Annotated in this window: 9 protein-coding genes and 1 pseudogene; 1 reads left to right on the top strand and 9 read right to left on the bottom strand. The window is 59.1% G+C overall.

Annotated features, from left to right (window positions below):
- Window positions 1–148 precede the first annotated feature (148 nt).
- From LCM4576_RS36925 to LCM4576_RS25595, 8 genes and pseudogenes are all read right to left on the bottom strand, one after another.
- Window positions 149–379 (bottom strand): hypothetical protein, encoded by a 231-nt coding sequence (locus LCM4576_RS36925; protein ID WP_198540315.1) that lies wholly within the window; start codon window positions 377–379, stop codon window positions 149–151.
- 93 nt (window positions 380–472) lie between these two features.
- Window positions 473–1,471 carry a MurR/RpiR family transcriptional regulator gene (locus tag LCM4576_RS25630; RefSeq protein WP_244510923.1) on the bottom strand — a complete coding sequence of 333 codons (999 nt, stop codon included), beginning with the start codon at window positions 1,469–1,471 and terminating at the stop codon, window positions 473–475.
- Between the two features lie 462 nt (window positions 1,472–1,933).
- A complete protein-coding gene (locus LCM4576_RS25625; protein WP_082047141.1) occupies window positions 1,934–2,356 on the bottom strand; it encodes a tetratricopeptide repeat protein in 423 nt (140 codons plus the stop codon).
- Between the two features lie 153 nt (window positions 2,357–2,509).
- A pseudogene (gene sctV / locus LCM4576_RS25620) lies at window positions 2,510–4,603 on the bottom strand (type III secretion system export apparatus subunit SctV).
- Between the two features lie 11 nt (window positions 4,604–4,614).
- Window positions 4,615–4,992, bottom strand: a complete 378-nt coding sequence (locus LCM4576_RS25615) for a M48 family metallopeptidase (RefSeq protein WP_096874933.1) — start codon at window positions 4,990–4,992, stop codon at window positions 4,615–4,617.
- A 42-nt stretch (window positions 4,993–5,034) separates the two neighbouring features.
- Window positions 5,035–5,586 (bottom strand): hypothetical protein, encoded by a 552-nt coding sequence (locus tag LCM4576_RS25610; RefSeq protein WP_071035297.1) that lies wholly within the window; start codon window positions 5,584–5,586, stop codon window positions 5,035–5,037.
- Window positions 5,587–5,612: 26 nt separating this feature from the next.
- On the bottom strand, window positions 5,613–6,503 hold the full coding sequence (locus LCM4576_RS25605) for a hypothetical protein (protein ID WP_071035301.1): 891 nt from the start codon (window positions 6,501–6,503) through the stop codon (window positions 5,613–5,615).
- A 1,303-nt stretch (window positions 6,504–7,806) separates the two neighbouring features.
- A complete protein-coding gene (locus LCM4576_RS25595; RefSeq protein ID WP_244510922.1) occupies window positions 7,807–14,733 on the bottom strand; it encodes a shikimate kinase in 6,927 nt (2,308 codons plus the stop codon).
- A gap of 2,503 nt (window positions 14,734–17,236) precedes the next feature.
- On the opposite strand from LCM4576_RS25595, the gene LCM4576_RS36030 reads away from it, so the two are divergent.
- Window positions 17,237–19,432, top strand: a complete 2,196-nt coding sequence (locus LCM4576_RS36030) for a Ulp1 family isopeptidase (RefSeq protein ID WP_157901238.1) — start codon at window positions 17,237–17,239, stop codon at window positions 19,430–19,432.
- 63 nt (window positions 19,433–19,495) lie between these two features.
- On the opposite strand, the gene LCM4576_RS35240 is transcribed toward LCM4576_RS36030, so the two are convergent.
- On the bottom strand, window positions 19,496–20,194 hold the full coding sequence (locus LCM4576_RS35240) for a transposase (protein WP_407067405.1): 699 nt from the start codon (window positions 20,192–20,194) through the stop codon (window positions 19,496–19,498).
- Between the last annotated feature and the right edge of the window lie 39 nt (window positions 20,195–20,233).

Here is a 20,233-nt window from a genome sequence, read left to right as displayed (position 1 = left end):
GCGGCGCATCTGCCGCTTGATGCCCGCGGTGTGACGCGCAGCTGCGTCATCGGTCAGCTCGCCTGGCTGGGGCCAGCTCAACGCGATTGCCGCTGCGCGCCAGATTATCCGGCACCGTACTGCATGCTATTCCCAGCACGATCACAATCTAGCTGGTCCCGCTTCCGGTAAGCCGAAGCATTTGTCTCAACACTCTCATGGTCAGCCTTCTCTTTGCCGGCATCACAATCTCCTCGTTCATCGCGAGGTAATTGATGCCAAAGTTGCTGACGCAGGAGGTTATCTTCAGTGCCGAAAACGGGCGGTCTTTGGTTGGAATGGTGGCCGGCTTCATACCGGAATGGTGGCGGTGTTTGATCGGAACGGCGGCCGGCTTCACGTTGGAATCCGCAGGCCTGGACGGCCAATGGCGAGCTCCGGGGTGGGTTGCGGGCGAGGTTTAGCAGGCTGGAGTTCGCTTCCATTTTCATGCTCAAATCGTTTCTCCGCACGTGCAGGGTTTGGTACCATGCCGAGCCGTCCAGGCGCTTGCGATAAGCGTACCCTTCCATGTCGCTTTGCGCACATAATCACGCGGGTAATCATCAAGTAATTTCCGGAAACGCGCTAATCGCGGTTCCAGCGGTTGGATTACATTTCGCACGCCCTCTGCGCTTCCCACTATGGGCGGTTTCCAGAAGACATCGAGCTCCGCGAGCTGGCGCTCGATTTCCTTCACGACCTCATCGACATTCATTCCGGAGTTGGCAGCGATCAACTTGGCCAAGATCTCGCTTGCTACCAGAGCCGGCGCGATACTTTTGAAGAAGGATTGTGGATTGCTAATTACAATGACGCTTGCCTTGGCCACACGGGCGAGCGGCGATACGCTGCTGTCGGTGATGGCAAACACAGCCACTCCTTGGCGCGCTGCTTGCCTAGCCGTTTCGATGGTTGCACGACAGTAAGGCTCGATGCCTACCGCYAGTACTACGTCGCCTCTCCCGACACCTCGCAAGGCATCGATGCCGAGTCCCCCGGCCGCATCAAGAACGACCRCCTGCCGGCCGAGCCGCGACAGCGTATAGRCAAAATGCTGTGCCACTGGATGCTCTGCGCGCAAGCCAAGGCAGAAGAGATTTCGGCTCTCGGCAAGGACACTGGCAGCAGCCGTCAGCTGCATCGCGTTCGCACATTCCCCGAGCCTCGCGATTTCGGCTGCCAGCGTGCCCGCGACGACTCCGACCGTTGAGTAACTGCCATCGCCATCTTGCCGAGGCTCAGGCAGCGGCGATTCGGCAGACGTGCGCAGGGCCTTCGCATAAACGCTGCGCATGTCTTCGTAGCGGTCGAGGTCGAGCCATCGCGCTAGCCTCATCATGGTCGTGTGGGACACACCCGCTAAATGCGCTAGCTCGCGCATGGACATTAACGCGACGTCCTGCGGATGGTCCAACACAAACCGGGCAGYCCGCTGGAGCTGAGGCGGCATCGTCTCAAACCGTTCGACTAAGAGGTCGGATAGAGGCCCCTTTTTCATAGCCMCTCGCGCCAGTCGGCCAGCTGAAAGGTACGCCCTATTTCACAAAAATAGACACTCGAAAGAATTCCCACCGGACGCTCTTGYTGAACGACAGAGACACGCGCCAGTTCTTCATTGACAACAAAATGCCGTGCCGTTCCTGAACGACTTCTTATGTCGCAGCGATAAACACCCTCTTCTGCACCTCCAAGTTTCAAGACCGAAGAGGAACGTACGTTCGGAGACATACTCTGTTTGATTACCGTGAAGGCGTCCACTTTCTGGATCCAAGCATTTGAGAGATCAATTCACGTACCTATGGACCAAGACTTTTCGCGCTGATTTCGGGCTCGTCAGGTTTTGCGGGAACCACTGATGAAAGCTGCTGCGACTATGTTGGTGCGTGCGATGAGCTTCCGCGCGAATGCCAGTCTACCGCGATCGTGCCGGCGCACTCCGTCCTGACTTCTCGTCAAGCGCGAGCGACCGGTTAAGGTTGTTGACCAACATCTGGTTCCCGGGTTCTTTCCTGAGAGCTTGGCGATATAGCGCTTGGGCCGCGCCATGCCGTCCGCATATATCGAGCACAACTCCCTTCGCGTTCAATGTGCGCAAGTTGCCGGGAGCCGCAATCAAAACCCCATCGAGCACCTGGAGCGCCTCGTTCGGGAGTTTCCTTGCTAGTAGGGCTTTCGTAAGCTCTATCGCCGCGTCGACATTGCCTGGTTGCTGCTGCAGCTGATCCCGCAAAGCCCGCTCATGAGCATCCTGACCAACGGAGCTCAAGATGCGTTCGCGCATTCCCGGATTGATATCCTTGGCGCCGAGCAATTCGGGTGACGGCGTCTCCTTCACTGAAAGACCTTGTGGGCCCCAGCTAGTGCAACCACCGAGAGGAAGAATGGTAAGTATTGCGAAGGGAATTGACGCCAGACGAACTGAACGCAACTGCGCAACGACTGCTGTTCTCATGGGAATGCCGCTATCCTTACGACTGATGCTACGATTTCAGCTGGGCTCAACGCGCAAATTGTTACGCTCTCCCGACGTTTCGTGATTCGTTGCGGCGGTGAGCTTGACGGATCCGACCGGCTGAATCGTAAACTCCGAATCCAGATCCTRATAAGACAAAACGACGAGATCGATCCCGTTGCGGGTAAGGAAACCGCGGACGAAGCGTCGGACATCCATTGAAGCCAATATGACAGGATGGCGCTGACCCGGCGCAGGGTTCGAATGGATCTGCCGCATTTGTGACAGCAGCATCTCACTTTGCGCATCCCCTAATACGAGGTAGGGACCAACAGCCGAATCACGTATCGCACCGCGCACCAAATTCTCGGTTTCACGTTCGATAATAAAGGCGGGCAGGACACCCTGAGCGTTAGCAAAACGATGACAGATCTGCCGCGTCAGACCGGAGCGAACATATTCCGTCAACAATGCGACGTTTTGCTCCTGCTCCCCCCATTCGGCCAACGCCTCCAAGACGAGGCGGGTGTTGCGGATCGGGATATCTTCGTCCAGTAGACGGCGCAGGACATCAGCGACCCGGGGGACCGGCGTCGTGCGTAGCACCTCCTTCACTAGCTCGGCATATTCCYGCTCCATTCGGCCCAGTAATTCACGGGTCTCTTGGATGCCCACCAAGCGCCGCGCACGCCGCGTGAGCGTTGCCTGGACTCGCGATGCAATAAGTTCGATGGGACTGTGATAGCCGATGYCGGCGTCATTGAGAGCCGATGCATGGCTTTGTTCGACCCAGATCTTGCCCGCTTCTGGGTCATGCTGGAAGGGGATGCCGCTCAATTCAATATTGGCCAGATCGTCAGTAAGCCTTAGCTGCGTCGGATCAATCGCATCCTGTTCGACCGGCACGCCCTCGACATCTATCCTGAACTGCGACTCCGGCAACTGCTGTTCGACTGCAACAGGGATGCGGGGAACAATGATGCCGAGGTCAGATGAGACCAGTTCCGAAACGCGCTCAATGTGCTTTTGCAATTCGGCTTCGTTGATCGCATCTCCAAGGCTCGGTGCAAGGAGCAGGGTGATCGGACCTCCTTCCGGAGGTGGGGTTTGCTTTTTTGGCTTCCCTGGAGCTGCGGTGGTAGTAGTGGCATTGTCGCCGTTTTGCTTATCACCTTTGGTAAAACTTGCCGCCGCGAAGAACGCAGCCAACACGAGAAAGACGGGCAGAGGGAAGCCAGGAACAAACCCCATCGCAACCAAGACACCAGCAGCCAGCCTCAACGCGCGCGTATTGGCGGTGAGCTGGCCGGCAATGTCGGCACCAAGGTTGAGTCTCCCGGCCCCGCCCACACGCGTGACTATGGTCGCCGATGAAATCGACAGCARCAGTGCTGGAATCTGTGAGATTAATGCATCACCTACGGTCAGCAGAGTATATTGCTGCACCACCTCGCCGAAGGGCAACCCCTTGGACAGCCCGATGGAAACTCCGCCCAGCAAGTTGATACAGATAACCACCAGCCCGGCGATGGCATCGCCCTTCACGAACTTCATGGCCCCGTCCATAGCGCCATAAAGTTGGCTTTYTTTYTYYMAMRYRGMRSRCSGCATACGAGATTCATTCTCATCGATGTGGCCGTTCCTTAGCTCGGCATCGATCGCCATTTGCTTGCCTGGCAGAGCGTCGAGCGTGAATCGCGCCGCCACTTCTGCAACGCGTTCGGCACCCTTTGCGAGAACCATGAACTGGACCATGGTCACCACTAGAAAGATCACAAAACCTACAACGATGTTGCCTGAGATTACGAAGTCGCCGAACGTATGGATGATGCTACCGGCCTCCCCTTCCGCAAGGATTAGTCGCGACGTTGCAATGGTAAGCGCGAGGCGGAACACCGTGGAGATCAAAATGACGCCGGGCAGGGAAGAAAGTTCAAGTGGCGTGCCGACATACAGGGCAACCATTAGAAGAAGTATGGCGAATCCGAGGTTGAATCCGATCAGGACGTCCACGACGCCGATTGGGATTGGCATGATCATCATACCGATCGCCAGAAGCAGCATTAACGCGACCATTAGATCCGGGTTGGYCGGCGCTCGCGCGATGAAGTTGCGCATGAGGTTCGCCATCGCGACCTTCTTTATGTTTGTTTGAGAAGAATTGTGCTGCTGCGAAGTGAAACGTAGCTTTGGAAGACCGCTCGCGCCTCGTCCATGCGACGGGCTCGCAGCAGCGCATGGCTGCGCATGAGAGTCAAAGGGACGCGAGAAGATTGCTGGTCATCAAGTACGTCCAGCCTGTCCAGGATCGTCAATGCTTCATCGCCGAGACCCTCAGCAATCAACGCATAGGCGAAAATCCGTAGCAGGTTGACATCTTGAGAATTGTCGCTGACGGCGAGCCGCAACAAGGCTAGGCTTTGGGCGCTCTGCCCACAAGCAAGGTGGGTATAGGAAAGGGCGCAGAGCAAATCTCGCTCCTGCTCGGAAATCAGCACGACATCACCGGTCTTTGGCAACGTGTGTCCCGACGAGATAACCCAACATTGAAGTTCTATTCTTCATCCAGGTCGACCTTCGCTCGCCTTGATCAAGCTGTTCCGGTTCACTCRCAACAGCACCAGCCGCCGAAACTCCTCTTGGAGGGYGGCAATACCTTCACGCGCCACCRAATCCTCAGGTACCGCCGCTAGCGCCTTGACCAAGCGCTCCAGAAGAACACTACGCTTCCCTTCGCGCAGGATTTCCGGATGACGTATGCGTGGCATGATGAAGGAGAGCTGGCTACGTGCGAGAGTATGGCCATAAAGAGCGGCCGCTGCAGCGCGGGGGTCGATCTCACTGATCTGAAAGCTCTCGCTCGGGCTGACGGACGTGACCGCCTCGATTTCACTAATTCCCAACAATCCGTTGGCCGTGCGTGCGAGCGGCATATCGTGCGCGTGCGCACGCCRCAAAGTCGATGCATGCTTCTTGCTGCGATTTGCATGAGCGCGATCGAATTCCATCTTTTTGGTTTCACCATTGGCCGGCTCGGCTGCTCCTGCAGGCTCAATGGTAAGATCGTGCGCCGAGGTGCCGGAGCCGACAGGGAAGCTGGACATCTTGACCATGGAGTTCTCCTACCGAACCTGGGAGTTTAATAAGGGAGCGCAGCAACGCGGCCATTTCGGCTCAGCAGCACCTGAGCGTCCTCGATCCGATCGACCATCCATCCATTATCCAATAGAGCTCCCACGAAATACTTCTGCCCACCGATCAGAAGATGTGGAAGATTCCCGCGCCACACAGCTTCAATGGGGATTGCRGATGGTGCCTTGTCCTCTTTGATCACCACACCGTTCACGAGTGTTAGCGCTCCATTTGTGCGATGATCGAACCGCTGTTGGATCTTCTGCCATTTGGAGACCAAGACAGGCRTGACGGTGCCCTCGGCGGTAACAACACTGTCTGCGGATTTGATTTTGATATCGAATAACTGCGCCCGATCAATTTCGTCTTGCAGCGCTTTCGCCGCTAACTGGACGCTCTGATCACCAGGGCGCTTGATGGTTACCTTCGATATAGGTGTGGGGTTAGTAGGATTGGCGCTCAATCCGCTGGTACTGCCGTAGAGGGAAAAAATGGTTGAGAGCGCACCGAGGCCAATGYAGCTCACCAAGACAACGGCTATCACTGGCATTGAGAGGCGACGCATGCCAATGGGGCGCTTCTCCCCCRCATCTTGAATGGACCAGAGAATGGACATCGCGCCCACATGAATGACGACAGGAAGAGAGACAACAACGCGCTCGCCTACGGCGATATTTTGGTTGCCCTCTATGCGGATCCCATCCGCAAGGGCCTCGACCTCAATCGAATTGCCAAGAAGACTGACACGAAGATGACGCGGCTCTAGCCCTTGCTCGATGAAAATTATATCGGATTCAAGACCACTACCGATTACATTCGGCCCCAGAGGCGCATTACCAGTCAGCCCAGAATAGAGACCCGACAGCACTTCGAAATCGATAGAAATGGCGTCATTCACGGAACTCTCCCGCACAAGGAGATGAGCCGTACAGCCATGGCCGTACRGCTCACTTTRTGTCCACATTGCATCGCCAAGACAGCGATCGGGACGACGCTACGTCCCGCTTGCAATGTTACTGAACGCGCTCGTCGGCCACCTTCTTGACCGTTTGAAGGTTGGTCGTAACGGTGCGCAGCATCACACTCCGTTCCGTGGCCTCTGCGCTCATTGCCGTGAGCGCCGCAATTTGCGACTGGAAGGCGGCAGCCCCAGCCCCTTCATTAGCCATATTGCCAAGGGCAGGAGCAGCACCACCACCAGCGGGAGCAACTTTWGACATATCGTTTTACCTTTCCGTTCGAATTGTGCCGTGCTTGACGGCTTACACACCTGACGCCGAAGAATCCGGCGTCAGGCATCCTCTTCCGTATCACCCATGGCGTCATCGAAATCAGCCATGGAATCGCTCACCATTTGTACTGCAATGGAACTCAGAACACTTTGGAATGCCGCACTCTGATCTACCGATTGCGGGTCATTTCCAGAACTAACCGGACCGCTGTCCCGTCCGCCCTCCCCAATCGGTCGGCCACCACCAGAAGGCCCGCCGGGCTCATCGTGCCTATCCCCATGGCCCGCTCGATCCAAGGACGCACCGGTGCCGCCACCTCCACCTCTAATTGCTCCGACCATCAGGTACCTCGGTTTCTTTATTGCCATCAAGAGGCTGCGATGCAGTGTTCAAAATCGACTTGCTCAAGGTAAGAGCGCGAGCTTTCGAGAAGCTGACGGTCCCAAAAAAAACGAAGAGACGCTGTCACAAAAAACTGAAGGTCGTATACGGGCTGGYCTGCTCATATCGAGGCGCGGCGGCTTTAAAGGCGCCATTTACCCGGCAAGGTGGGATCGGAAGGGGCAGTCATGCTCGGTGCCGCAATTGAACAGATTTGATGTGAAGCGTTCGGAGTATGCGAACTCTGCCGATCGATGAATTGATATGGCAAGGGACTCGACGCGTCATCGTTATCGACCCGTTCACGATCGCCGCTAAGCTGGCGGTCCATAGGCATATGGCGTGGGTGCGGAACGGTGCTTTGTCCTTTCAGACGCAAGTCAGCGAATGCTTTTGCCGGCGAGCGCTTGGCGGCAGCGGCGGCGTTTTGGGTCGTGAACAAATCCGGCCCGCGATGAGGCCATCGACGATGGCCCCTGACTTCGTTTCGGCGGTTATTACACTCTCGTATCGGCGTTTTCACTGCCCAGCGACTTGAAAAGATACAGAGGGCTCATTCATGCGCTCCCTTCAGTTCCTGTGCTTTGTCTACGGTTTATCCTGGTGATGCGACCCTATCGGCGACCTGCTGATTGGCGGCCGCGTTCGGCACAGATGGGCGTGTACCGCGCTGAGGCATGGATCCGCGTTCTTTTTGTCTTGCTGGTGAGGCGGGACGAAGGTGAGATCGGCTTGTTGGTAGAATGGTCTGCGCTCATCGATCAGTTGGGCGAGCTTTTGCTCCTGGTCAGGGCCTCGCRGCAGCGGGCGGCTGGTATCCCTTTTGAGGCGCTTTTTGATCACCTCCAGCTTGGTATCGAGCCAGATCGAGACCGCCTTGTCGCTGATGAGACGGCGGCTCTGCTCATGCATGAACGCGCCGCCGCCGGTGGCGATCACCGCGGGCTCTGCCTCCAGCAGACGGGCGATCAGTTTCGCCTCCATCTCCCTGAAGTAGGCCTCGCCTTGCTCTTCGAAGATTTGCGAGATCGATTTGTRGGTCTGCTTTTCGATGATTTCGTCCGTGTCGCGGAAGGGAAGCTGCAGTCGCTTCGCGAGAGCTGGGCCGATGCTGGATTTTCCGGCGCCCGGCATGCCAACGAGTACGACCGGCCGACCGCCGAGGGCCGCGAGGACTTCCTTCGCCTGTGATGACCCGACGGTTTGCGGCATATTCGATTGCCCGACAGGTCGCAATTTCAGGGCTGCAGTGACGCTTGCCCCGCGCTCACCTTCGGCTTCCCAATGAAGCACGGCGAGAGCGCCATCGGGGACTGGGACGGCTTGGCAGTTTTCCATGACGCGCTGCATGAGTTGCTCCGCAGGAACATCCCCACCCACCCGCCGCAGCTTGTCCAGCTGCTTGTATGTGTGATGATTGGCGAGCTTGGCTTGGTAGCTAGCCGGCGTATGGAACTCAACCTGGAAGCGATAACCATGCGGTGTGGCGARCACGCTCTGGATGCCGCTGAAAGTCGGATTGCGCATCCTGAACCAGTTGCTTGTGTGGCGTTCGGCGTAGCCGCGCTCGTCGAAGGCCAGGATGGCTTTCTTAAAGCCACGGGTAAAATCCTGGTCGGGGAGTTCGAAGATGTGGCGGACAGCGTTGCTAATCAGCTGCGGCGCGCTGCCAGAGGGGGCGTTCAATCCGGTGAGCTGGTCAGCCATCGAGCCTTCCGATCGCACCCGGCGATCGAAATGAGGCATGTTCACCGGGATGCCGGTCTGCCTGAGGCTCTCGGCAACCGAGATTGYTGCTGCGGTGATTGCCTCCTCTTCAACTCTCGCGCGCCTCGCCTCGATTTTGGYCTRCTCCGATGCTTCCTGGCGRCTCAGCGTTACCGTCATATCGGAATCCACTGTGGCAGGGCGGCGGCCGGAGCGTTCGGGCAACAGGCCGTTCTGTGCGGCGAATTTGATCGAAGCCTCCATGACACCGGCCGCCAGCGTGGGATTGTCCTTCAGTTCCTCCAACGTCGCATCGACATCGAACCTGCCCTGGCTGAGTGTCGCCGCCATGCTCTTGACGTAGGGCACGGGCTGCAAGCCTGGCGTCTGGCATAGGAGCCGCTGCAGCTCATGGCTTTTTTTCAGAAACCGGCGGGTGCCGGTGTCGGATTTATAAGCATCCGTCCCGACTTTAATGCCGAGGCTCAGCAGATTGCTTGTGCTCTCGACGAGGTCGTCCGGATTGTAGCCATCCGGGGAAGGATCTATCCGGGCTTGAGTGTGGTCGAGCAAAAGCTGGACGCGGTCGCGAGGCTGGGACGTTGCCGGATAGCTCTCCGCCAATTCCTGGAAAAGGTTTGCAAGCGCTGGGCTCACTGACGGGCTTAAATCGTCCACGGTCTCGACGGTTGCGGACAAGTTTTGCTGATCCGCCTTCCCCGCCCATGCCGCGAGCTCGGTCACGAGCAAGGCGGCCATCTCGCGCGCGACGGGATGCCGGGCGACCTCGATCTCCTGCCTCGCCCTGGCGAGTGTGTCCTGGATGTCCTGGCCCCGCACCTCTTCCGCGTTCAACAGGTTCGCGATGTCCCGCCTGAGCTCGTGGTGAATRCCCTCGTAGGTGCCGAAGACAGAACGCTCGGCAAACCAGCGTCGCGCCTCGTCGGACTGCGCCAGAAAGTTTCGTTGCAGGCAGCTATAGGTTTCCAGGACGTCCTGTGTGGTGGCAAGGATCTGGCGGGCACGACTGAACTGGTAGCTATCGTCCTTAAGCGCCGGAGTATGCGACTTCGCCGGCTTGAGTGAGCGAACGCCGCGCTCTTGCTCCTTCTCATCGAACTGCCGCACATGCTCATAAAGCTGCGGTCGGTCGCCGATGATGATGACCGCGTCCCCGTCGAAGTCGCCGTCAAGCTTCTTCTGTTCACTGGTCGGGATAGCAACCAAAGAGCCCGGAGCAAACACCTCCGTCGCCTGTAGAATGCCTATACTGTCGACCGGCGTGTCCACTTTGGCGCGATCCTTGCCGTGTGTCCAGCTCGAATGCGATTTGACGTCTTCGGYGGACAGCACCAGCTCACGCTCGGYGTAGTCGGCCGGCCACATCTTATCTGRCACGACGATCAGAATGCCTTTGGCAAAAAACATCGGATCGTCGCCCGCCAGTTCTTTCCCGTTCTTCTCAGCGACATTGAAACTGTATTGAATGGCTACGCAGCCGTCCAGGAAGGCGGCAGTCGGATCCCCGTCACCTGCCGACCTGACTTGCTTGGCGCCAAATGGCCGCAGGTTAGCCTTGTCATAGGGGGYTCGCYCGATCAGYACGCCATCCCTCCCCGTCAAGGTCTCGCTCYTGAGCGTGGGCACATGGACGCAATCATCACTGGACGGTACGGCGACCGCGCCGGGAGCGTCGATGTGTCCGGCCGTCACGGTGCGAAACAGATCCTCGGCCCCCAGCTCTTGTCCTTCTCTGCTGTCGAGCCAGGTCTTGGCCTTMTCGCGCGTCTCATCCRCCACCAGCTCGCTGCGCGGATAATGTTGCAGCGCCGAGGCAKGAACGGACGATCTCCTTGCCTCAGCAAAAGCAGCCACCCGATCGAGACCTTGGCCTTGAGCGGCCCGACGAACAGCCGGCATACGCTCGGCCAACGAAGCCTTGATGAAGCCGCAACCGTCATGCGGTCTCAAGGCGATCGGGCCTTCCGGCCCCGTCAGCCTGAAGGGGTGCGCCTCGCCCGTGGGACGGTCCGGCAGCAGTGACAGTTTGAAGGCTCCTTCGAGTGCGTAGTCGTGGGGCCCTAGACCTTTGACCGCCGGGGGCGCGGCAAAGCCTCGACGCTGCGTGTAATAATAGGCTTCCTTGAATGGCGCCCAGTATCGCGACAGCTGCTCGAACGCCGTACCCGGAGCGGTTTCGGCATATGGAATTGCCAGCAGCTTYCCCCCGAGCGCCTGAGCCGCCGTTTCGCCTGGAGCGCSGGCGGCGATCTGGGCGAGGGTCTTTTTCGGCGGTTTTGACTTGCTGCCGCCGAATAGATCCATCCGGTATGGCACACCCTCGACGCTCAATGTCCGTCCCAGCATGAAGGCGCTCGGCTTTCCCGGCAGTTGTACCGCGACCACCTTCACCGCCCCCGAGGTCAGGYGATGGAAAGTGGAATAGCGCGTCTCGGGCTCCGTCGGCAATCGCCGCCCCTGCATGTCCACCACCGGCAACTGCATCAGCCCCGCATCACCCTCCGGCGGTCTYGGCTCGTGATCCATAGCGCGCAATACCTTATGGACATCGAAGACGGCGGCTGGATGTCGAGCTTGGATCAGTGCCGCATTCTGCGCCATGAACTCGTCCAGCGCCTCGACCGGCCCCTCTGCCTCGATCTGCGCGATCAGGTTCCAACTCATGTTTGAAAGGTCGCCTTCGATGAGGCCGCGCGTGCTGGCCAGGATCTCCCTGGTTCCGCGATGCAGCTCATCCCGACGCCGCTTCAAAGTGGAACTTTCGGCATCGACGTAGGGCCTCTTGTAAAGCCCCTCAAGAACAGCACGAGCCTTGAGCACTTGATAAATCGACAAGGCGGGACAGCGGCTCGAATTCGGTCCAGCGATCCGCTCGGCCTCGCTTGCCTTCAGTTGCGCCTTGATCTTGTGCTCCACGACTGGTTGAATGTCGTTCAGCAGGTTCAAAGTCTGCCTGCGGTGCCAGCGCAACGCCCTTTGTGAGCTGCGCGCTAAAGGCACCAGAGCGGCGCAGAGATTGCCCATGGTCTCGAGGTTCTCGGGTGCAAAGCCAGAGGTCCGACGCAATGCCTCGAGCCGATCCAAGCCTGCCCGTGCGAGCAGACCCAAATCGTCATGCAACTGCGCCTTCGCCAGCGCCTTGAAGATATGCACGATGCTTAGCGCATCGGCCTGCTCCAGGCGATCGCTGGCGTAATGAAGATGATGGGCCAGCTGATGCAGCCGATCCCTCAGCAGAGCGGTGTCTGCAATCTCTCCGGCGTCCTGTCCCCGTACGACGCCGCGCCCCAAGATATTGGCGATGGTGCCGAGCGCGACGGTAGTGAAGGTGCTAAATCTTGGGCCCGCCGCGCCGAACCCGCGCGCGATATCCATGATCGCCCCGTGGCATACCGGTTGTTCGGGCCATTTGCCGAAGCCATGCAGGACAATAGCAAGTTGCTGCGAGGAGAAATCGGACAGCCCCCCGGTGCGGTCGGCGCGACGACGGACTTCAGCAGCAATTGCGACCGATGCGTCCCCGCATCTCGTCTCGTCAGTCCACTTGCTGAAACCGTTCACCAAATTTGCCAGATCCTGCGGATTGAAAGCAGATAGCTGCTCGGCGCGATCGGTACGGCGAAGCACATCGCCGGCGATCGCGACGGTAGCCTCGCGACAGCCCGCCTCTGCCGGCCACTTGCTGAAGCCATTCACCAGGTTCGAATGTTCCTGAGCAGTAAAATCGGTCAGCTGGGCGCGGCGGCGGCGAACCTCACCGGCAATCGCAACTATGGCCTGGCAACAGCCCGTCTCATCCGGCCATTTGCTGAAGCCGTTCACCAGGTTCGCCAGAGACTGCGGGGTACAATAAGATAGCTGGCCAGCGTGGTCAGCGCGGCGCCGGATCTCGCAACCGATCGCAACGGTAGCCCGGCGACACTCTACCTGTTCCGGCCATTTGCTGAAGCAACCTACCAGGTTGGCCAGATCTTGGGGATCAAAGACGGACAGCGCGGCGGCGCGGCGGCGAACCTCGCCGGCGAGAGCGACGGTGGCCGCAGCACAACCCGCCTGCTTTGGCCATTTGCTGAAACCGGTCGYCAAGTGTGCCAGAYCCTGCGGGCTGAAAGCARATAGCTCATCGGCACGGTCCCCGCGATGAAGCATCTCACCAGCGATCGCGACCGTCACGTCACCACAGGCTRCTTCATCTGGCCATTTGCTGAAACCGAGCGCAAGGTTCGCCAACTCGCGCGAATCAAAACCAGGGAGCCGGCGGGCACGGCGGCAAAGAACCTCACCAGCGATCGCGAGCGCGGCCTCGCGGCAGTTCRCCTGATCGGGCCACTTGCTGAACCYGTTCACCAGGTTTGCCAGATGCTGGTGGGCAAAACTGGAAAGTCGGYCGGGGCCGCGGCGAACCAGCTCGCCAGCGATCGCGACCGTGGCGCTACTACAGCTCACTTGGTCCGGCCGTTTGCAGAAGCCGTTCACCAGATTCGCCAGTGCCTGCGGAGTAAAATCGGCCAGCCTATCGGCGCGGCGACGAATCTCACAGGCGACCGCGACCGTGGCTTCGGCACATGACAACTCGGCAGGCCACTTGCTGAAGGCGTTCACCAGGTTCGCCAAGTCCYGCGAATCAAAACCCGAGAGCCGGTTGGCAAGGCGACGGACTTCACCGGCGATCGCGACAGCGGCAAGGCGTGAACTCTCTTGTCCAGGCCACTTGCTAAAGGCGTTCACCAAGTTTGCCAGGTTCTGGTGAGTGAAATTGGCGAGCCGATCCGCTCCAGTGGCGCGGCGACGAATCTCACCCGCGATCTCGAGGGTGGCCGCACCACACCCCCCTGTGTCAGACCACTTGCTGAAGCCGTTCACCAGGTTTGCCAGACCCTGCGGAGTAAAATCAGATAACGCATCGGCGCCGCGGCGAAGAACTTCTTTGGCAATCGCCGCCGTGGCCGCGCCACACCCTGTCCTCTCCGGCCATTTGCTGAAACCGTTCACCAAGTTCGCCAAGTTCTGCGAATCAAGAGCAGAGAGCCGGCTGGGGCCGCGGCGAAGCACCTCACCAGCGATCGCGYCTGTGCCGTCACCGCAGCCTGCAGCTTCCGGCCATTTGCTGAAACCGTTCACCAAATTGGCCAGTTCCTGCGGATGAAAATCACAGAGCCGGTTGGCTAGGCCAGCGCGACGGCCGACCTCGCTGGCGATGGCAACCGTGGCCGTGCCACACCCCGTCTCTTGCGGCCATTTGCTGAAACCGTTCACCAGATTCGCCAAATGCTGTGGCTCAAAACCAGCAAGGCCGTTTGTCCGTTCGGCGCGGCGACGGACCTCACCGGAGACTGYGACCGAGGCAAGGCGTGAGTTTTCCTGTTCCGGCCATTTGCTGAACCCGTTCACCAACAGGGCCAGGCTTTGACTGTCGAGTTCCCGAAGCACTCCGCTTTGCTGGCAACAAAATTCAGCAATGCTGCCCATTCCGTTTTGGCAGGCCGGCACCCGTGGATATCGACTGAACGATAACGCCAAGAGCGCAAGCGCTTTGGGCTCGACATTAATGAGTTCGTGGGCAAACGTAGACAGCTGAGCTGCCATGGCCCGGCAAGCTTCCATGCCTGCCGGGCCTTCCTCGCGGCTCACTGCATTGCAAACTGTGGCATATCCCCATGTTTGCYGGGCGCGGATCTCGTGCTGCCAGTTGGTGACAAATCGAGATTTGAACTGGGCAGCGGCCTGTTGCAGGAATGTTGCAAGTTCCGGCATCTTCAGTTCTTTGCGATAGCGCACCACAGCCATTGAGAATTTGCGGATGTCACCAGCGAAACCAATGTCGTGTAGGGCRCCATTAAGCAGTTCTTGCGAGTTTGYAGCGCGGCCATCCCGCCTAGCTCCATGGTCGATAGGTCGCTCGCCTGATCTAGCAGCCATATCGGGTATGCTTTGTCGATGCGGCGGCAACGCGTCGATGCGAGAGCTTCCGGCCGCTTGATGGCTGCGGCAGGGTTCGCCGCCGGGCTGCCGCCTTGGTCCGTTCCGTTGCGAGATCCCGCCGTGATCGTCCCGCCCGGCTTTATCGTCGATAGGCCGTTCACCCGGTYTGGCAGCCGGTTCGCTCACGCTTTGCTGGCGCGGTGGGCGCGCGGCTGTATATGAAGGTCCGGTTGATCGGTCGCCGCGCCAGGATTCGTCATCAGGATGTAACAAGCCTTCTTCTCGGGCTGGCCCCTCGCCCTCCGGCACCGAGGGGAAACGGCGACGCCGCCCACTGATTTGACCTAGAGCAGCAGCCAAAAGTCGGCGTGAGCCAAGCGAGGGACCGGCAGGGCGATCGCCAGCAGCATTTTCGGCTTGGGGCGCAATGGGAGCGGAAGACGTCGCTTGGTTTTGAGGCCCAGAGTGYATTCGCTGCACGACGGAATTGAACGATTGACTGCCTTCTTCGGGGGCGCGGCCTGACTGCGGGCACGGACCRCTCGATCCCCGCGTGCTGCCGGACTCAGCACCTCCCGTGTGCGATCTTCCAGATCGTCCAATGCCCGTCATATCCAATCTCCAATGCGGGCAATGYGCCCCTATAGTGTCGAGGCTGATCGCTCATCCGTAGGGCGAGCTGCGATGGACCGGGCATCCAGGCGAAGATGGTCTTCACGAAACGGGATTTTGAAAAGTCTGACGCTGGCCATGCCCTCATTAGCCGCTCGAAGCGCATGTGACCGAAGTACCCGCCCCATTGGTCAGCTCAATGCGTGAGACCCCATCGGTTCCGTTCGAGGTCTTGTCGATCGCCCGGATGCGATCGCTTGCACGGCATCGGCGGCCGTCCCCAAAAGTTTCCCTTAATCCGAAGCACACGCAGTAATCGCGGCAGGAGATTTCGCACGCACGTCGGCGGCATGGAAATAACGGAACCGCAGTCATCAAGCCCTGCGCCAAAGGCGACGATGTCCCTCTGCGCGCCCGCAGGTTCTGGCTTCGCCTTCTCGGCGTGATGACCTTGCGCGCGGGGGTGCTTCGCATTCTTTGGCGGTCATCCCAATCCTACCCGTAGCACCCGACAGACATTGATCTTTCGCAAAATGTTTTCCTGAGACAATGGCAAAGCTTCGACCATCACACATAGCCGTCCTTACCTGACATAAACCTGACCTGCGCTCGGCCAAAATGCTGAAATCGCCAAAAGCGAAGACCACTGGAACTACTGCGGCATCGGGGGCGCGGGCTGCAGCCTGAGAGAACTGGAAATTTGTGTCGACACTGTCCTGGGCAACAGGGCGCGTGTCGTGACCACAAGACGAGCCGCAATGGCCCGATCCGCTCGATGGGAAGTGGGAAGCAGGCGGCGAGAGCTCAATAGACACGGCGACGGTCGAAGCGGCCTGTCAGCGGCCTTCGAGGAGATCATATCTCCCTGTTCATTCCCRCTCARCCATCCKAGTTCGCAACCAGTTTGAACATCAAACGTCAGATGGCAAATCAGTAGCCCCGCCATTGCCACTCACAGGCCGCGCACTCCAACATCTGTGAAACTACCGGCACTTACAAACGTGCTCGTCAGCCTTCTGACAGCTAAATGAGGGATATACCGAACGTTGAACAACGCAAAGCCTTCGAGCCGTTAGGTTCGATCGGAATGCAAATTCCGCATCCGAGCTTAGCTTAGGTCCAGCTGTGATTTGTCTCATCTATGGAGAGTGATTTGGAGCCCCACAACGGATGGTTTGATACGGACGCTTGGATGCGCGACTACGCTGCTCTGCAGGAACAGCAGYGGGTGCGGCAACAATCGGGAGGCATGCCCGAGGATCAAGCACGTTTTGAACAGCAACTGAGCGAGTTGCAGCTCAGTTCCGCTGGTGCGAGCCCCAGCGATACTACTTACCCTGAAGCTAGTATGCCTGACACTCGCCCTGCGAAGTCGCATGGATCATCCCAGCGCGCTGACATAGAGGATCCAATGTGGATGCCTCAGCGGTCCAAGTCACGAAATGGCGGGTCCAGCAGCACGTGCTACACCGGGCCCTCGGGAGCGCCTCCTGCTGTGCGGACGAAGGACGGCAAAGGCCGGCACCTATGGTCAAGTGTTAAGTCAGGTGTCGCCAAAGCCTTTTCGGGGCGTCGTCGCGAGGATTCGTCCGGCATGTCGGCGTCGGATGTAGTTCATTCAGAGCTTCGCATATATTACGCGAAGCGACGGCTCCCGACCGAGCCCTTCGAGACGGACAAAATCCTTGTTTCCAGGTTTTTGAGGGCGTCTCTCGGCAGCACCTTCGTGCAGACTGCCCAGAGGAATGCATCTCATTTGCACCAGTTCAGTGCATGGCTTAACCAGCGCGAGAGGGACCCAATTGCCGACCGGCTGAACGACCATGAGTTGGACAACGATGCACGGGAGTATGCGCAGCAATTTGACTCTACCGGCAGCAAGAAAATCAAAGATCAAATCATAGAGGCATTGGAAAACATCCGACAAACCAATCTCCCACCAGCTGAGCTCACAGATGACGAGAGGCTTATTGGTGACTTCAGGGAGGCGGCCACATCCGCCGGCCGTTCGAAAGACACCGTTACTTGGTGGGTGGGAAGGCTGCATCAGTTCCGGACATGGCTCTGGTCCAAAGACTTGACGCTGACCAGCTTGCTTGATCTCCCCGAGGAGTTGAATCGACTTGCGACACTCTCTGGCACAAAGCGTATCCATGCGGCGTTGACAGTGCTCCAGGAGTTCCACGCCGCAAAAGTCGAGGAACGCGCCGCGAATTTCAACCCCCACCGCCGACAGYGGTTGGCTGCCCTCCCTGCCGAAGACGATGCGCTTATGACGCGGTTCAAAACGGCAGCCATGCAAGCCGGCGTTCCCAAAAACACGATTGACAGCAGCCTGATACATGCAAAAAAATTCGCCAACTGGCTCCATAAGAACGACAAGGAGCCGTTGGCTTCTCGGTTTCGAGATGAATCGCTGGCGGACGATTTAGACCTGTATAAAGCCGAGGGTAATGACCCTGAGAACCGTCTTCAGTCGACGCTGAATCATCTCCGGAGGCTCATGTCGGAAGGGTGCGGCTTCGAACAGATCGGGCCCGGCCCGCGTCTCATGGGGCGGCACCTCCTGCACCCCTATCCCGCAGACGCCCGTGTCATCGACGCGATGCTGGACGAAGCCATACGTGGACTTGGAGATGCGACTACGGCGCAAAAGCTGCCTTTTCAAGACCGGGCTAGCCGCCTTCGTGCCTTCAGTGACTGGCTCCAAAGGGAAGGTAAGAGCAACATAGTTGACCGGCTTAACGATGCTGACCAGCGACGTGGCTTAAACGCAGATGCCAAGAACTTTAGGAAGGTTTCACCTCGGCTCTATGGAACCGATTTCACGATGCTTCGGCAATACCTGCAACTTGTCGAGGCGAATAGAGCGCTCGGGTTGCGGGGTCCCGAGGAGGCGGATTCGTTTGCCGGGGAAGGCGCCCAGCACGCCAGCTCGTTTCAAGAGTTTCCCTCAGCTCAGAATACTCCGTCCGAGGGAGCTTGGGATTGTCTCAGGACGCAGATGCAGAGCTCCGCGCCCCCGTCTGCAGAGCTTTCCTCAGCTCCGAATACTCCGTTCGAGGGAGCTTGGGATTGGCTCGGCACGCAGATGCAGAGCTCCGCGCCCTCGTTTGCAGAGCCTTCCTCAGCTCCGGTTACCCCGTTCGAGGGAGCTTGGGATTGGCTTACCACGCAGATGCAGTCCTCCGCGCCCTCGTCTGCAAGGTCCCCGTCGTCAGACATCTACCGCGGTCTTTYCCCTCTGGTTGATTTGCCCTCCACCCCGTACGAGTTGCGTGACGATGCTCACTATGCACCGGGGTTTCCGAGCACATCGGCGGATGCTCAGATAGCGGCGTCGAATCAGACAGCCTCGTTCCACGGCCACGGTGGGCTAGAACTCGGCGCCAGGGATTGDCTGAGCGACGAGCATATCGCGGCGGATTACACGCTTCTGATTCAGGAGCTGCAGCGGAACAATCCGGATCTCGCCTCCCGCACGCGGCTCGTGGATCCGCTCATAGCCCACTATCATCTGCGCTTGGGCTCCGACAGCGTGGCGGCGCGCGCCTTCCAGCAGATTGTCTATGATCAGGATGGTAATGACACAGCCGACTTCCTGTTCCTGCCGCTGAACGATGCCAGTGCTTCGGATCCCAATCGCCGCGGCAGCCATTGGTCGCTGCTGCTCGTTGATCGTCGCGAACGGGCAATGCCGGCTGCCTATCACTACGATTCCGCCGTGGGATACAACGACGGGCCTGYAGCACTGCTCGCACAACGGCTGGGCGCTCGTCTGGAGCCTGCCCGCATGACCCAGCAGAGCAACGGCTATGATTGCGGTGTCTTTGTGCTGGACGGGACGCGGGCATTGGTTAGGCGCCTGGCGCAAAGACGACGGCCGGGCGTGCTGCACCTCGACAACCTCGTTGTCGATCGGCTGGCACTGCAAACCCGACTGAGGCGCTGACTGGCTGGCTGGCTGTAGCGACATATGTGGAACGGCCACGCGACAAGCGGTTTTTTAGACATATCACGCAGCGGGACCGGTGCGCCCATATGTGGGGCCTTGATGCGCGGTCGAGCGCCGAGCTTGAGCAGCCTGAGCCRCAGCGTAGCCAACTCGGCGCTGCGCAGATGATGCGTCGTGGGCACCGCCTTCGCGCAGGGTAAGCATCAGCCAGTATGCGGCGGTGTGCAGGACAAGACGGACCTGGTTGGCAATCGGTGAGCGGCAGGAGGTAYGGTCGGAGGCGAGCTGGCTCTTGTGCATCTTGATCAGGTTTCGGCCCGGCCGCGGGCGCAGTAGATCACGTCGTAGATGTGCTCGGCGGAGCCTTTGTCGAGATTGGTGACGACGAAGCGGATGTCGAGGCCATCGTGGTTGCCTCGATGCGAGCGCAGGCGCGACGTTTCGTCTTCCAGGATTTCGCCTTGTAGCGGTTTCGGCATAGCCGCGCAGCACCGACTTCCGCTCGAGCGCGCGGCGGGTGCGGATATCGTCGGCGCTCTCGTCGACGAGCCGCTGCAGAACCTTGTTGCCGGGTTGGCCGAAGGGGTAGTCGACGCCGTTGTTCTCGCACCTGGCCATGACGTGCGCCCGGCCATAGTGGCCATCGCCGCGGATCAGGATGCGGGTGGTCGGCCAGCGGGCACGGATGCGGCGCACGAGGCGGCGCAGATAGCCGCGGATCTCCTCGCCCGTCGGGGTCTTGCCGAGGCGCAGGACCATGGCGACCGGGCGACAGGTCGCGGCGTCATATACATGGAT

The sequence above is a fragment of the Mesorhizobium sp. LCM 4576 genome (genome assembly GCF_001854815.1).
GTDB lineage: Bacteria > Pseudomonadota > Alphaproteobacteria > Rhizobiales > Rhizobiaceae > Mesorhizobium > Mesorhizobium plurifarium.
This window is presented reverse-complemented; position numbering and strand designations above follow the sequence as displayed.